The following is a 12,840-nucleotide window of genomic DNA, read 5'->3' as shown; positions in this document are numbered from 1 at the left end:
CATGTTCTCCGCGTCAATCCTGACGGAGATCCTCGCATGAGCCAGACCTCAAGCGCCTCGCTGCAAATCGTCATCGCGCTGTTTCCCGGCGTCACGCACCTGGACTTCACCGGTCCGCATCAGATCCTGTGCCGCCTGCCCGGCGCCAAGGTCACCGTCGCCAGCCTGGCGGGCGGCGAGATCGAGGCCGACGGCCTGGTCTTCGCCCGCCTGCCCCGGCTGTCGGATATCGAGACGTGCGACGTGCTGATCGTGCCGGGCGGCTTCGGCGTGACCGAGGCGATGGGCGACCGCGACTTCATCGCCGAGATCCGCCGACTGGCCGACGGGGCTCGGTATGTGACCTCGGTCTGTACGGGCTCGCTGGTGCTGGGCGCGGCGGGGCTGCTGAAGGGCCGGCGGGCGGCCTGTCACTGGGCCTGGCGCGACCAGCTGGCGCTGTTCGGGGCGATCCCCGATCCCTCGCGGGTGGCGCGCGACGGGCGCTACATCACCGGCGGCGGCGTCACGGCGGGCATCGACTTCGCCCTGACGGTGGTGGCCGAGCTTGCCGGCGACGACATGGCCCAGGGGATCCAGCTGGCGGTGGAGTACGCGCCCGCCCCGCCATTCGACGCGGGCCGGCCGGAGACGGCGCCGGAGGCGGTGCTGCGGCGGGTCAGCGGGATCTACGGCCGGGACATGGACGGGCGGCTGGCGGCGGCGAAGCGGGCGGCGGAGAGGGTCTAGGCCGCCGCTCTCCTCCCCCTGATGGGGAGGAGGGGAAGGGAGATCACCCGATCTTCACTCCGGTCATCGAGATCGCCGCCCAGACGTCGTCGTTGAAGAAGCCGACCGGTTCGTCCTTGTCCTGGGCGCCCAGCACGTAGAGCAGGGGAAGGTAGTGCTCGGCGCTGTTGATCGAGGCCTCGGCGTCGGGGCCCAGCGAGCGCCAGTCGATCAGCGGGTCGTGGTCGCCGGCCGCGATCAGCCGCTTGGCGGTGTCGTTGAAGCGATCCGCCCAGGCCGGAGCCTCGGGCTGGCGCCAGTCGATGGCGCGCAGGTTGTGGACGATGTCGCCGCTGCCCATGATCAGCACGCCCTCGTCGCGCAGCGGGGCCAGGCGCTTGCCGGCCTGGTAGTGCCAGCGGTCCGGGCGGCCGCGATCCAGGCTCAGCTGCACCACCGGCACGTCGGCGTCCGGATACATCGGTCTGAGCACGCCCCAGGCGCCGTGGTCCAGGCCCCGCGTCGGATGCTGCACCACCGGATCGGGCGACAGCAGGTCGGCGACCCGCGCCGCCAGGGCCGGATCGCCGGGCGCGGGGTACTGGACGTCGAACAGCGCCTGCGGGAAGCCGCCGAAGTCGTGGATGGTCTCGGGCGCGGCCGAGCTGCTCACCGCCGAGGCGCCGCGCGTCTCCCAGTGGGCGCTGATCATCAGCACGGCCTTGGGCCGCGGCAGCTCACGGCCCAGGCGCGCCCAGTCGCGGTTCCAGGCGTTGTCCTCGATGGCGTTCATCGGCGAGCCGTGGCCGACGAACAGGACGGGCATGCGAGACATGGCGGGACCTATTAGAAACAACTGTGGTTGCAGATAGTGGCCGCGGCGCCATATCGCAAGACGACCGTCCGGAGACGGCTTTTACCAAGGGGCGGCCTTTGCTATGGCCACCCGCGTGACCGTCCCGCTTTCCCAGATTCCGCCGGGCGAGACTCCTGTCTCCGCCAACGACGAACCGCAGGCCGCGGTCGTTCTGGAACGGCCGGACCGGGAGGCCGTGCGCGGCGGGGCCCTGGATTTCCTCCGCTTCCTCGCCTCGCTGCTGATCGTGGTCTACCACTATGGCGCCGAGAGCCCGATGCGGATCGAGCGCTTCGGCCAGGTGTTCTCGCGCGGGTTCCTGGCCACCGACTTCTTCCTGATGCTGTCCGGTTACGTGCTGGGCCGGGCCTATGGCGGCTCGGTGCTGAGCGGACGGCTCTCCACGCCGCGCTTCTGGGCCCGCCGCGCCGCGCGAGTGTGGCCGGGTCACCTGGTCGTGCTGGGCCTCCTGGCCATCCTGGTCCTGCTGCTCAACACCCTCGGCACCGACGCCCACAAGCCCAGCCGCTTCGCCTGGGACCAGCTTCCGACCCAGGCCCTGCTGATCCACGCCTGGGGCTTCCCCAGCGACGGCTGGAACCTGCCCAGCTGGTCGCTGTCGGCCCTGATCGTCTGCTACGCCCTGTTCCCGCTCTTCTGGCGCACGGTCAGCAAGGTGCGCCACGCCTGGATTCTACCGCTGGGCGCGGCGGTGATCCTGGGCGTGTTCGAGATCATCGCCCGCCGGGCCTTCCACCATCCGCTGCCCGACCTGCAGTTCCAGTTCGGCGTCGTGCGGGCCCTGCCGCTGTTCATCCTGGGCGTCTGCCTGGCGCGGGCCGTCGACATGCGCTGGCCGTCCGAGCCGATGGCCCGGGCCATGCTGTGGGGCGGCGTCGCCCTGCTGGTGATCACCCAGCCCCTCGACCGCTACGCCCTGCCGGACCCGTGGCTGTTCGACGCGCCGTCGCTGCTGGCCATCGCCCTGATCGTGCTGGGCGCCGGCCGCCTGCCGGTCAAGCGCCCGCGCGCGTGGATCGAAGAGGGCGCCAAGCTGTCCTTCGCCCTGTTCATCACCCACATCTTCGTCGGCGTGATCTATTGGAGCGCCGTCCACAAGCTGATCGAGACCGTGCCGATCGGCATTGGCTGGCAGTGGCTGATGTGGCTGGCCGGCTTCCCGATCGCCTACGGCGCGGCGTGGCTGTTCCACACCTGTGTCGACCAGCCGATCCAGGATCGCCTGCAGCCGCTCTTGAGGAAATGACATGACCCGGCACATCCCCCTCCAGGGCGTCGAGAACTTCCGCGATTTCGGCGACTACGCCGCGGGGGTGGGACATCTGAAGCGGGGCGTGCTGTTCCGCGCCGCCCACCAGGCCGAGGCGACGGACGCCGACCTCGAGACCCTGGCCTCGCTGAGCATCGCCACCCTGGTCGACCTGCGCCGCCCCAACGAACGCCAGCACTCGCCCTCGCGTCGCTGGACGGGCTTCGCCGCCCAGGTGATCGACAACGACCTGGGCGTGACGGGGCCGGATCCCTGGCTGGAGTTCATGAAGAGCCAGGACCTGACCGAGACCTCGGTCCACGGCTACATGGACGCGTATTATCGCCGGCTGCCATTCAAGGAACGGCACATCGACCTCTTCCGCCGCTACTTCCAGGCCCTGGCCGAAGCGAAAGGGCCGGTGCTGATCCACTGCGCGGCCGGCAAGGACCGCACGGGGGTGCTGGCGGCCCTGACCCACCACATCGCCGGCGTCGCGGACGACGACGTCATCGACGACTACCTGCTGACCAACGACCCCACCCGCTTCGAGCGGCGCGGCGTCGGCTTCATGGACTATGTCGAGGCCGCCACCGGCCGCCGTCCGACCGAGGGCGCGATCCGCGCGGCCATGGGCGTCGAGGCCCGCTACCTGGCCGCCGCCTTCGAAGTGATCAAGGCCGAGCACGGCTCGCTGGATGGCTATCTGGAACAGGTCATCGGCGTCGACGCCGCCGCGCGCGACAAGGTGCGGGCGCATATCCTGCTTTGATCCCGATCAAATCCGTAAGGTGACAAACGCTCGTTTAAGGTCCAGCCTTCCCTGACAGCCCCGACAGAGGGCCGGTCAGCTTAGGGTGTGGCATGAGCGAGTTGGCGGGTACGCCTCCGGGCGTAAGTGATGTCGCGGGTCTCAAGGGGGCGGAGGACGTCCTCATTCCCGCCCCGCCCAAACGGCTCTCCCGAAGCGCGCTCAGCTGGATCCTGCACCAGGGCACGCGCGACCCCTATGTGATCCTGATCACCATCTACGTCTTCTCGCCCTATTTCTCGCGGGTGCTGGTCGGCGATCCGGTGAAGGGCCAGGCGACCGTCGCCGACATCTCCACCATCTTCGGCCTGATCACCGCCTGCACCGCGCCGCTGCTGGGCGCCTCGATCGAGCGCTTCGGGCCGCGCAAGCCGCTGATGGCCCTGATCATCGCCATCATGGTCCCGCTGCTGTTCGCCCTGTGGCTGGCCAAGCCCGGCGGCATGCCGGTCGACATGGTCGGCTGGGCCCTGATCGTGCTGGGCGTGGCCTATAACTGGGGCGACGTGACCAACAACTCGCTGCTGGCCCGTGCGTCCGACCCAGGACAGGAGCCGGTGCTGTCGGGCCTGGGCTACGCGGTCGCCAACGGCCTGTCGGTCAGCTTGCTGATCTTCGTGATGTGGGCCTTCGTGCTGCCGGGGGCCGTGCCATGGTCGTTCGTGCCGTCCGCGCCGCTGTTCGGCCTCAGCCAGACCGAGCACGAGCCCAGCCGCATCGTCGGCCCGCTGGCGGGCGCGGTCATGCTGCTGGGGGCGATCCCCTTCTTCCTGTGGACCCGCGACGCGCCGCGCACCGGCGTCTCGGTCCTGGCCTCGCTGAAGGAGGGGGCAAAGCTGATCGTCGACACCTTCGGCAACCTCAAGGGCCACGCCGAGGTCGCCAAGTTCCTGGGCGCGCGGATGCTGTACTGCGACGGCATGACGGCCCTGCTGATCTTCGGCGGCCTGTTCGCCGCCGGGCTGATGAAGTGGGGCGAGCTGGAGATGCTGGCCTACGGCATCTCGCTGTCGATCTTCGGCGTGCTGGGCGGGCTGATCGCGCCGTGGCTGGACCACAAGCTGGGCCCGCGCCGCGCCGTGCAGGTCGAGATCGCCGGCTGCATCCTGATGCTGATGGGCACGCTGGGCATGGGCCGCGAGAAGATCCTGTTCTTCTGGACCTGGGACGCGGCCACCCACCCGGCGGTCTGGAACGGCCCGCTGTTCCGCACCCTGCCCGAGCTGGTCTATCTGGGCATGGGCCTGCTGATCGCCGTCTTCGTCACCGCCCAGTACGCCTCGAGCCGCACCTTGCTCGTGCGCCTGGCCCCGCAGGACCGCATGGCCGCGTTCTTCGGCCTCTTTTCGCTGTCGGGCACGGCGACCATGTGGCTGGGCTCGCTGCTGGTGGCCCTGGCGACCAGGGTCTTCGAGAGCCAGGTCGCCGGCTTCATCCCGATCGCCGGCCTGCTGGCCCTGGGGCTGATCGGCCTGTTCACCGTCAAGGGCGGGGGACGGGAGGTTTCCCAATAGGAGGGTGTTGCTCTCCTCCCCCATTGGGGGAGGGGGACCGCCGAACGCCGGTGGAGGGAGGCTCCACAGCCTGCTAAACCCCGACCATGCGCCGCGTCGCCCTCCTCACAGTCCCCTGGCGCGAGCCGGTCTGGGCGCTGGCTCCGTTCCGGGACGAGCCGTACGCCTGCGCCCTGATCACGGGTGGGCAGGCGCGGTGGTCCTATCTGCTGCGCGCGCCGGACCAGACCTTCGACATCCTGCCCGCCGACGTCGTCGATCCCTTCGCGAGGCTTGAGGGCCTGATCGGCCCCCGCCTGCCGGGCGATCCCGACGGGCCGCCGTTCCAGGGCGGCGTCGTCGGCCTGGCCGCCTATGAGCTGGGCGACCGGGTCGAGGCGCTGGGCCTTTCGCGCACCGACTGGCCCGACCTGGCCTGCGCCCGCTATCCGGCCCTGCTGGCCTTCGACCACCACGGCCGCCAGGTCGTCGCGGTCGGGCGCGGCGAGACCGACGCCGAGGCGAAGGCCCGCGCCCGCGACGCCCTGGCCTGGCTGGACGTCCCGGCGCCGCCTCATCCCGAGCCGGCCCGCCCCCTGTGCGCCGACCTCGCCGTCACCGACGGCGACGCCTACGAGGCCGCCGTCGCGGAGGTGGTCGAGCGGATCGTCGGCGGCGAGATCTTCCAGGCCAACATCGCCCGCGGCTGGACCGGCCGCCTGGCGCCGGGCGCCGATCCGTTCGACCTGTTCACGCGCCTGCGCGCCGCCAGTCCCGCGCCGTTCTCGGCCTATTGGCGCCTGCCCGGCCGGGCCCTGGTCTCCAACTCGCCCGAGCGCTTCCTGAAGCTGGACCCCGCCGGCGCCATCGAGACCAAGCCGATCAAGGGCACTCGCCCGCGCGGCCGCGACCCCGCCGAGGACCTGGCCCTGGCCGCCGAGCTGCTGGCCAGCGACAAGGACCGCGCCGAAAACCTGATGATCGTCGACCTGATGCGCAACGACCTGGCGCGGGTCAGCGCGCCCGGCAGCGTCAGGGCGCCCGAGCTCTTCAAGGTCGAGAGCTTCGCCAACGTCCATCACCTTGTTTCGACGGTGACCGGCCAGCTGGCCGGCGGCAAGGGCGTGGCCGACCTGCTGCGGGCCAGCTTCCCGCCGGGCTCGATCACCGGCGCCCCCAAGGTCCAGGCGATGAAGGTGATCGCCGGCCTGGAGCCGCCGCGCGGGCCCTATTGCGGCAGCCTGTTCTGGGCCGGGTTCGACGGGGCGCTCGACAGCAGCGTGCTGATCCGCACCGTGGGGCTCGCGCAGGACGCCCAGGGCTGGCGGCTGGAGGCCCGGGCCGGGGCCGGGATCGTCGCCGACAGCGATCCTCGCGGCGAGCGCCTGGAGACCGAGGCCAAGATCGCGGCGCTGAAGAAGGCCCTGACCGAATGATCCCGCCTCTTGGCGTTCCTGGCGACGATCGCGGCCTGCTGCTGGGCGACGGCCTGTTCGAAACGATGCTGGCCCTGGATGGCGACCTGCCGCATCTGGTCGCCCACCTCGACCGCATGGCCGCCGGCTGCGTGGTCCTGGGCCTGCCGTTCGACCGCGCCGAGGCCCAGCGTCTCGCCCGCGCGGCGGCGCCGGCCGCGGGGCGGTTCGCCGTGCGCCTGACCCTGACCGCCGGCTCGGGCGGTCGGGGCCTGGACCGGCCCGCCGCGCCGGCTCCGCGCCTGTTCGCCACGGCCGCGCCGTCGGCCCCGGCGACGACGCCGGCCAGCCTGATCGTCGCGACCACGCGCCGCAACGAGGGCTCGCCCGCTTCGCGGCTTAAGACGCTGTCCTATCTCGACAATGTCCTGGCCCGCGCCGAGGCGCGCGAGGCCGGCGCCGACGAGGCGGTGATGCTGAACAATCGCGGCGAGGTCGCCTGCGCCGGCGCGGCCAACCTGTTCTGGATTTCGGAAGGCAGGCTCTTCACGCCGCGCCTGGACTGCGGCGCGCTGGCCGGGATCACCCGCGCGCGCGTCCTGGCCTCGCGCCTGGTGGAAGAGGTTATGGTCGGGATCGAAGCGCTGGAAGCGGCCGATGCGATCTTCCTGACCAACAGCCTGATCGGCATGCGCCCGGTCTCGCGCCTGGGGGCGCGGCCGCTGGCGCCGCACCCGCTGGTGGAGGCGCTGAAAGCCGCCTTCGGCTAGCTAGTTCGAGGCGCTCCAGATCACCGCGTCGCTTCGGCGGGGGCGCAGGTAGTAGGTGCGGTTGAAGGTCACGCCGCCGGGGAACACCAGCTTGATCGTCGGGGTGTAGGTGTAGCTGGCCCGGGCCAGGATCACCGTCTGGCTGGCGGACAGCACGCCGGCGGGCACGTCGGTCAGGACCGCGTTCTGGGCCGGGCAATTGGCCATGCCGGACACCGAGGCCTGCGACCAGGACACCGTGTTCTTGCCCTTGGCGTCCGAGGATACGCTGGCCAGGCACATCTTCAGCGCGGTGGTCGCGAACGGCGCCATGATGGTGTCGCCGATCCGGAAGATGTCGGCCGTCCTCGTGGGGCCGGTCTGGGCGTTCTGGGCCACCAGGTCGCCGATCGCCGAGGCGATGTTGGACAGCCGGCGCTGGGCCATCATCGCCAGGGAAAGCTCGGCCATGCCGCAGTACATCAGGATCAGCAGCGGCGCGATCAGGGCGAACTCGACGGCCGATACGCCCCGGCGGTCGCGCCAGAACCCCCGGACGCGGCGCGGTCCAGGGCGGCTCATTGATAGGGCTCGTTGGTGAAGGCGGTCGCGGCGTAGATGAGCTTCTTGCCGCTGACGTCCTGCAGGCCCGTCTGCAGCAGCGGCGTGACCAGCGGCCAGGTGTAGTAGGCGCGGATCAGCACGGTCGAGCCCGGCCCGCCCGGGGTCCAGGCCATGGTCGTCGGCACGGCCGCCGTGGCGCCGCTCGTGTAGTCGGGGAAGGTGCGCACGTCGATGGCCAGGGCGCTGTCGCAGTCGCCGCCCATCCAGCCGATCTTGCCGCAGACGGTGGCCTTGAAACTGGCGGCCGTGCCGCCGCCGGTCTGGATCTGGCCGGTGCGGATGGCGCGGCCCGCATCGACGACCGCGTTCTCCAGGGTCAGGGACACGAGGAAGACCAGGCCCAGCTCGATGATCGCGAAGACCAGCATCATGAAGGGAATGGCGACCAGGGCGAACTCGACGGCCGTGGCCCCGTCGTCGGCCCGCGCGAAGCGGGCGGCCAGACGGTCGGCGAGACGGGCCGTCCCCAAGCGGACTGTCCGGCGTCGGGCGCGGTCGAGGCTGTGGGCCATGGGCGGGCTACGGCGTTCCGGCGGCCGGGGTCAGGCGCGTGCACTGGCTGGCGCAGGCGTAGTTGCTGGCGCTGGCGCCGCGATAGACGGTGACCGAGCCGGCGCCGTTCTCCGACACGACGACCTGGCGGTCGGCCAGGGCCCGGCCGCCGGCCCCGAAGGCCAGCAGGCTGGTCACGCCCGGACGCTTGCCCAGGACCACCAGGGTGCGGTCGTTGACGACGCTGACGTCGGCGATGCTGGGGTCGCCGACCACGACGTCGCGCACCGCGCCGCCCAGGCTCACATACGAGGCCTGGCCCGCGGCGACCGGCAGGTCGGCCGTGCGGCCCTGGGCGCCGGCGGCGGTCCCCGAGAGGGCCGTGAGGGCGGCGATGACGAGCGAAAGGCGACGCATGAGGGTCTTAGATCCCGGATCCGAATGGACGCGATCATCCCTTTCTTTGGTCAACAAAAGCCTAAGGCGAAACAGCATGCGGCTAGGTGGCGCGCAGGGAAAGTCTTGATTCATAAGGCGTAGATGGGCATTTTTTCTTTTATGGTTAAGGATCGCTAATGGTAAATTCAAGTAAATCAAAATAAATAGCGAATAAACCATCTAGTATTTACTGCACATTAAACGCGTTCCGTGAAGGTGATCATGTTTTCGGGGGTGAACAAGTCGACCGGCTTGAAGCCTCAAATCAACCAGCTCTGGTTTGGAGACCAAGTCATGACCAAGTTCGTCTCGCGCTTCCTGAAGGATGAATCGGGCGCCACCGCCATCGAATACGGCCTGATCGCCGCCCTGATCGCCGTCGTCATCATCTCGGGCGTCACCGTCCTTGGCACCAACCTGAACGCCAAGTTCACGGACGTCTCGACGAAGGTCGCCAACGCCGGCACCTGATCTTCGCCGCACGCTCGAAAAGAAGAGGGTCGAGGTTCAGCCTCGGCCCTTTTTCTTTGGTCGCTGGTCCGTCGCCCGCGGCGCGGCCCGCGACGAAAGGGCGGGGGGAGAAGGCCATCCCCGAAACGTTTGCTTCACCCGTCCGCGCCCAGGATGGCGCAATCCCCGAGAGGGCGCCCAGGCGCATGAGCATGCACGCTATCCAGATCCCGCTGCTGATGATCTTTCCGGTCCTGGCCGTTATCGGCGGCCTGAAGGACCTGACCAGCTACACCATCCCCAACTGGATCTCGCTGGCCCTGATCGCCGCCTTCGTTCCGGCCGCCCTGGTCAGCGGCGCGCCGCTGTCGCAGATCGGCCTGTGCCTGGCCGTCGGCCTCGGCGCGCTGGTGCTGGGCATGGGCCTGTTCGCGGCCGGCTGGATCGGCGGCGGCGACGGAAAGCTGCTGGCGGCCTGCGCCCTGTGGATGGGCTGGCCGGGCGCCCTGATGTTCCTGCTCTACACGGCCCTGGCGGGCGGGGCCCTGACCCTGGCCATCCTGACCCTGCGCTCGGGCTACCTGGCTCCCGCCGTGGCTGGCGCGCCGGCCTGGGTGCGTCGGCTGGGGGCCACCGGCGGCGACCTGCCGTACGGCGTCGCCATCGCCATCGGCGCCCTGGCGGCCTTCCCGCGCGGGACCTTGGCCCTGGCTGTCCTGGGGTGAATCCCGGGCGCGCGCCCACGCCTTTCCGCGACACCCTGTCGCGCGTCGACGTCCCGCGACGCCGCGAACATTTTAGCGGGCGTTAACCATGTGCGAGCGAACATGGCGATGGCCAGAAAGGCTGAATGACGAATCGCGCGCGTATGCCGGAAGGCGGGCGGGCGGCTCACCCGAGAGTTTCAGCCCGCGTCCATGAATCCCGTTCGTCTCATCATGGTCCTGGTCGCCGCCGTCTCGGCCATCGGTCTCGCCGTGGTCCTGAAGCGCGCCCTGGGCGGCGAACCCGCCGCGCCCGTCGCGCGGGCCGCGCCCGTCGCCGAGCCCGCGAGGTCCATGACCCAGGTCCTGGTCGCCAAGCGCGACCTGCCGATCGGGACGCGCCTGGTGGCCGCCGACGTCGCCTGGCAAGCCTGGCCGTCCGGCGCGGTCAACGGCGCCTTCATCACCAACGGCGCGGCGCCGGATGGCAAGGTCGAGGCCGCCAAGGCCACCCTGGCCGCCACGGCCGACCAGATGGCCGGCGTCGACCCGGCCAAGGTCGTCGACGGCGCGATCGTCCGCGACCCCATCCTGACCGGCGAGCCGATCACCGCCCGCAAGATCGTACGCGGCGGCGAGGGCGGCTACCTGTCCGTCGTGCTCACCCCGGGCAAGCGGGCCATGTCCGTGCCCGTCACCTCCGACACCGCGGTGGGCGGCTTCATCCTGCCGGGCGATCGCGTCGACGTCGTCTCGACCCGCGACGCCCCGGCCGTCCCCGACAGCGTCGCCGCCGGCAAGGTGATCATCGCCGAGACGGTGCTGCAGAACATCCGCGTCCTGGCCCTGGACCAGAGCGCCGTCGCCGAGAAGGACGCCAAGTCGATCGTCGCGGCCACCGCCACCCTCGAGGTCGGCCCGGTCGAGGCCGAGACCCTGGCCCGCGCCAAGGCGTATGGCCCCGTCACCCTGGCCCTGCGCGCCTATACGGACCTGGGCGGTCCGTCGGGCGTCACGGGCCCCGCCGGAGGCGACTCCACCGTCCGCATCAACCGCGGCGGCGCGACCACCAGCGTGGCGGTGCGCCCTTGAGCCCGGTGAAAGCCTCCATGTCCGCCAAGCGCCTTCTCGCGACGGCCGCCGCGCTGGCCCTGTCCTGGACCGCGCCCGCCCTGGCCGATGGTCCGGTCGCCGGCTCGCACGTCTATCGCCCCGCCGCCCGCGTCGCACGTCCGACGCCGGCGCCCGCGCGGGCCGTCGCGCCCGCCGACCAGGTCACCCGCATCACCCTGACCGCCGACCAGAGCGCCGCCGCCATCGAGCTGGCCAGGGGCAAGTCGGCGATCATCGAGCTGCCCACCGACGTCCGCGACCTCTTGGTCACCAACCCGACCGTGGCCGACGCGGTGCTGCGCGACAAACGCCGCATCTACGTGGTGGGCCTGGCCGAGGGCGTGACCGACGCGGCCTTCTTCGACGCCGCCGGTCGTCGCATCGTGTCTCTGAACATCCGGGTCACCCAGCCGGTCGACCAGCTGGCCGACACACTGAACCAGATCCTGCCCGACGCCCGGCTGAGCGTGCGGCCGATCCGCGACAGCGTGGTGCTGACCGGCGCCGTCCGTTCGGCCTCGGAATCCGAGATGGCCTCGCGCATCGCCGCCCGCTTCGTCGGCGGCGAGGACAAGGTGCTGAACATGATCAGCATCGGCGGCAAGGACCAGGTGATGCTGCAGGTCCGCATCGTCGAGGTGCAGCGCAACGTGGTCAAGCAGCTGGGCATCTCGACCAGCAACCTGCTGAACGACGGCTACAAGTCCTACAGCCTGGGGCGCGACAACACGTTCGGCGTCAACGGATCGCTGCTGGGCGGCGGCGGCGCCTGCTACGGCCGCAACAACATCCGCACGACGAACCACAGCAACAGCAGCAGCGGCTCGAACCAGACCAGCTCCACATCGTCGAGCAGCAACAGCGTCAGCAACGTCGTCTCGGGGACCACCGTCGACGCCAACGGCGTGACCACGACCAACTCGAACAACACCAGCACCTCCAGCGGCGCGTCCAGCGCCCTCGGCAGCGTGCTGAGCAGCGCCGCCTCCACCGCCTGGCAGACCGTCGCCGGCAACGACCTGGGCGCCTGCCTGCAGGCGTTCGAGCGGGTGGGCCTGGTGCGCACCCTGGCCGAGCCGAACCTGGCGGCGGTGTCGGGCGAGGCCGGCCACTTCCTGGTCGGCGGCGAGTTCCCGGTCCCGACCGGCAGCGACGACACCGGCAAGGTGACGATCGAGTTCAAGCCGTACGGCGTGGGCCTGGGCTACACGCCGGTGGTGATGTCGGGCGGCCGCATCTCGCTGAAGATCTCGACCGAGGTCTCCGAGCTCTCCAGCCTGGGCGCCTTCACCCTGGCCGCCGGCTCCAGCGGCAATACGACGACGACCCTGACCGTGCCGGGCCTGTCGGTGCGCCGCGCCGAGACGACGGTCGAGATGCCGTCGGGCGGCTCGTTCATGATCGCGGGCCTGCTGCAGCAGACCACCAAGCAGACCATCGACTCGCTGCCGGGCATGACCAGCCTGCCGATCCTGGGCTCGCTGTTCCGCTCGCGCGACTACCTGGATGGCCAGACCGAGCTGGTCATCATCGTCACGCCCTACCTCGTCGACCCGACCCGCCCGCAGAACCTGCAGACGCCGGCCGACGGCCTGGATATCGCCAACGACATGAGCACGGTCCTGCTGGGACGGCTCAACAAGGTGGTCAAGGCGCCGGCCGGGGCCAATGCCGGGCGGGCCTATCAGGGCCCCGTCGGCTACGTGATCGAGTAGGA

Annotated in this window: 14 protein-coding genes; 10 read left to right on the top strand and 4 right to left on the bottom strand. The window is 70.5% G+C overall.

Going from position 1 to position 12,840, the window contains the following annotated elements:
* Positions 1 to 36 precede the first annotated feature (36 nt).
* Positions 37 to 729 carry a DJ-1/PfpI family protein gene (locus tag K8940_RS18445; RefSeq protein WP_223391522.1) on the top strand — a complete coding sequence of 231 codons (693 nt, stop codon included), beginning with the start codon at positions 37 to 39 and terminating at the stop codon, positions 727 to 729.
* Positions 730 to 772: 43 nt separating this feature from the next.
* Here K8940_RS18445 and ygiD read toward each other — a convergent pair whose 3' ends face one another.
* On the bottom strand, positions 773 to 1,543 hold the full coding sequence (gene ygiD, locus K8940_RS18440; protein WP_223391521.1) for a 4,5-DOPA dioxygenase extradiol: 771 nt from the start codon (positions 1,541 to 1,543) through the stop codon (positions 773 to 775).
* A gap of 103 nt (positions 1,544 to 1,646) precedes the next feature.
* On the opposite strand from ygiD, the gene K8940_RS18435 reads away from it, so the two are divergent.
* From K8940_RS18435 to K8940_RS18415, 5 genes are all read left to right on the top strand, one after another.
* Positions 1,647 to 2,831, top strand: a complete 1,185-nt coding sequence (locus K8940_RS18435) for an acyltransferase family protein (RefSeq protein ID WP_223391520.1) — start codon at positions 1,647 to 1,649, stop codon at positions 2,829 to 2,831.
* A gap of 1 nt (position 2,832) precedes the next feature.
* Positions 2,833 to 3,606, top strand: a complete 774-nt coding sequence (locus K8940_RS18430) for a tyrosine-protein phosphatase (RefSeq protein ID WP_223391519.1) — start codon at positions 2,833 to 2,835, stop codon at positions 3,604 to 3,606.
* A 92-nt stretch (positions 3,607 to 3,698) separates the two neighbouring features.
* The gene (locus tag K8940_RS18425; protein ID WP_223391518.1) at positions 3,699 to 5,159 is read left to right on the top strand and encodes an MFS transporter; all 1,461 of its coding nucleotides are present in this window, start codon (positions 3,699 to 3,701) and stop codon (positions 5,157 to 5,159) included.
* A gap of 86 nt (positions 5,160 to 5,245) precedes the next feature.
* Positions 5,246 to 6,574, top strand: coding sequence for an aminodeoxychorismate synthase, component I (pabB, locus tag K8940_RS18420; RefSeq protein WP_223391517.1), 1,329 nt, complete (start codon positions 5,246 to 5,248; stop codon positions 6,572 to 6,574).
* Positions 6,571 to 7,323 carry an aminotransferase class IV gene (locus K8940_RS18415; protein ID WP_223391516.1) on the top strand — a complete coding sequence of 251 codons (753 nt, stop codon included), beginning with the start codon at positions 6,571 to 6,573 and terminating at the stop codon, positions 7,321 to 7,323. Before pabB ends, K8940_RS18415 begins: the two co-directional genes overlap by 4 nt.
* On the opposite strand, the gene K8940_RS18410 is transcribed toward K8940_RS18415, so the two are convergent.
* Genes K8940_RS18410 through K8940_RS18400 form a run of 3 tightly spaced genes read right to left on the bottom strand, consistent with a single transcriptional unit; the run spans position 7,324 to position 8,835 of the window.
* Entirely contained in the window at positions 7,324 to 7,884 is a 561-nt protein-coding gene (locus tag K8940_RS18410; RefSeq protein ID WP_223391515.1) for a TadE/TadG family type IV pilus assembly protein, read from the bottom strand. It abuts the gene before it with no gap.
* Positions 7,881 to 8,438 carry a TadE/TadG family type IV pilus assembly protein gene (locus tag K8940_RS18405; protein WP_223391514.1) on the bottom strand — a complete coding sequence of 186 codons (558 nt, stop codon included), beginning with the start codon at positions 8,436 to 8,438 and terminating at the stop codon, positions 7,881 to 7,883. The genes K8940_RS18410 and K8940_RS18405 overlap by 4 nt, the downstream gene beginning before the upstream one ends.
* Positions 8,439 to 8,445: 7 nt before the next feature.
* Complete coding sequence (locus tag K8940_RS18400) at positions 8,446 to 8,835, bottom strand: pilus assembly protein N-terminal domain-containing protein (RefSeq protein WP_223391513.1); 390 nt, start codon at positions 8,833 to 8,835, stop codon at positions 8,446 to 8,448.
* Positions 8,836 to 9,150: 315 nt separating this feature from the next.
* Between K8940_RS18400 and K8940_RS18395 the strand changes: the two genes are divergently transcribed.
* From K8940_RS18395 to K8940_RS18380, 4 genes are all read left to right on the top strand, one after another.
* Positions 9,151 to 9,327 carry a Flp family type IVb pilin gene (locus tag K8940_RS18395; protein ID WP_223391512.1) on the top strand — a complete coding sequence of 59 codons (177 nt, stop codon included), beginning with the start codon at positions 9,151 to 9,153 and terminating at the stop codon, positions 9,325 to 9,327.
* 191 nt (positions 9,328 to 9,518) lie between these two features.
* The gene (locus tag K8940_RS18390; protein ID WP_223395898.1) at positions 9,519 to 10,031 is read left to right on the top strand and encodes a prepilin peptidase; all 513 of its coding nucleotides are present in this window, start codon (positions 9,519 to 9,521) and stop codon (positions 10,029 to 10,031) included.
* Positions 10,032 to 10,223: 192 nt separating this feature from the next.
* Positions 10,224 to 11,102 carry a Flp pilus assembly protein CpaB gene (cpaB, locus tag K8940_RS18385; RefSeq protein ID WP_223391511.1) on the top strand — a complete coding sequence of 293 codons (879 nt, stop codon included), beginning with the start codon at positions 10,224 to 10,226 and terminating at the stop codon, positions 11,100 to 11,102.
* A 17-nt stretch (positions 11,103 to 11,119) separates the two neighbouring features.
* On the top strand, positions 11,120 to 12,838 hold the full coding sequence (locus K8940_RS18380; protein ID WP_223391510.1) for a type II and III secretion system protein family protein: 1,719 nt from the start codon (positions 11,120 to 11,122) through the stop codon (positions 12,836 to 12,838).
* Positions 12,839 to 12,840: the final 2 nt, after the last annotated feature.

The sequence above is a fragment of the Caulobacter segnis genome (assembly GCF_019931575.1).
GTDB classification, from domain to species: Bacteria; Pseudomonadota; Alphaproteobacteria; order Caulobacterales; family Caulobacteraceae; genus Caulobacter; species Caulobacter segnis_C.
This window is presented reverse-complemented; position numbering and strand designations above follow the sequence as displayed.

What these genes read in the sequence shown, in the direction of transcription:
- K8940_RS18445 (WP_223391522.1), top strand. Translation starts at nt 37, where the DNA reads ATGAGCCAGACCTCAAGCGCCTCGCTGCAAATCGTCATCGCGCTGTTT.
- ygiD (WP_223391521.1), bottom strand. Translation starts at nt 1,543, where the DNA reads ATGTCTCGCATGCCCGTCCTGTTCGTCGGCCACGGCTCGCCGATGAAC.
- K8940_RS18435 (WP_223391520.1), top strand. Translation starts at nt 1,647, where the DNA reads ATGGCCACCCGCGTGACCGTCCCGCTTTCCCAGATTCCGCCGGGCGAG.
- K8940_RS18430 (WP_223391519.1), top strand. Translation starts at nt 2,833, where the DNA reads ATGACCCGGCACATCCCCCTCCAGGGCGTCGAGAACTTCCGCGATTTC.
- K8940_RS18425 (WP_223391518.1), top strand. Translation starts at nt 3,699, where the DNA reads ATGAGCGAGTTGGCGGGTACGCCTCCGGGCGTAAGTGATGTCGCGGGT.
- pabB (WP_223391517.1), top strand. Translation starts at nt 5,246, where the DNA reads ATGCGCCGCGTCGCCCTCCTCACAGTCCCCTGGCGCGAGCCGGTCTGG.
- K8940_RS18415 (WP_223391516.1), top strand. Translation starts at nt 6,571, where the DNA reads ATGATCCCGCCTCTTGGCGTTCCTGGCGACGATCGCGGCCTGCTGCTG.
- K8940_RS18410 (WP_223391515.1), bottom strand. Translation starts at nt 7,884, where the DNA reads ATGAGCCGCCCTGGACCGCGCCGCGTCCGGGGGTTCTGGCGCGACCGC.
- K8940_RS18405 (WP_223391514.1), bottom strand. Translation starts at nt 8,438, where the DNA reads ATGGCCCACAGCCTCGACCGCGCCCGACGCCGGACAGTCCGCTTGGGG.
- K8940_RS18400 (WP_223391513.1), bottom strand. Translation starts at nt 8,835, where the DNA reads ATGCGTCGCCTTTCGCTCGTCATCGCCGCCCTCACGGCCCTCTCGGGG.
- K8940_RS18395 (WP_223391512.1), top strand. Translation starts at nt 9,151, where the DNA reads ATGACCAAGTTCGTCTCGCGCTTCCTGAAGGATGAATCGGGCGCCACC.
- K8940_RS18390 (WP_223395898.1), top strand. Translation starts at nt 9,519, where the DNA reads ATGCACGCTATCCAGATCCCGCTGCTGATGATCTTTCCGGTCCTGGCC.
- cpaB (WP_223391511.1), top strand. Translation starts at nt 10,224, where the DNA reads ATGAATCCCGTTCGTCTCATCATGGTCCTGGTCGCCGCCGTCTCGGCC.
- K8940_RS18380 (WP_223391510.1), top strand. Translation starts at nt 11,120, where the DNA reads ATGTCCGCCAAGCGCCTTCTCGCGACGGCCGCCGCGCTGGCCCTGTCC.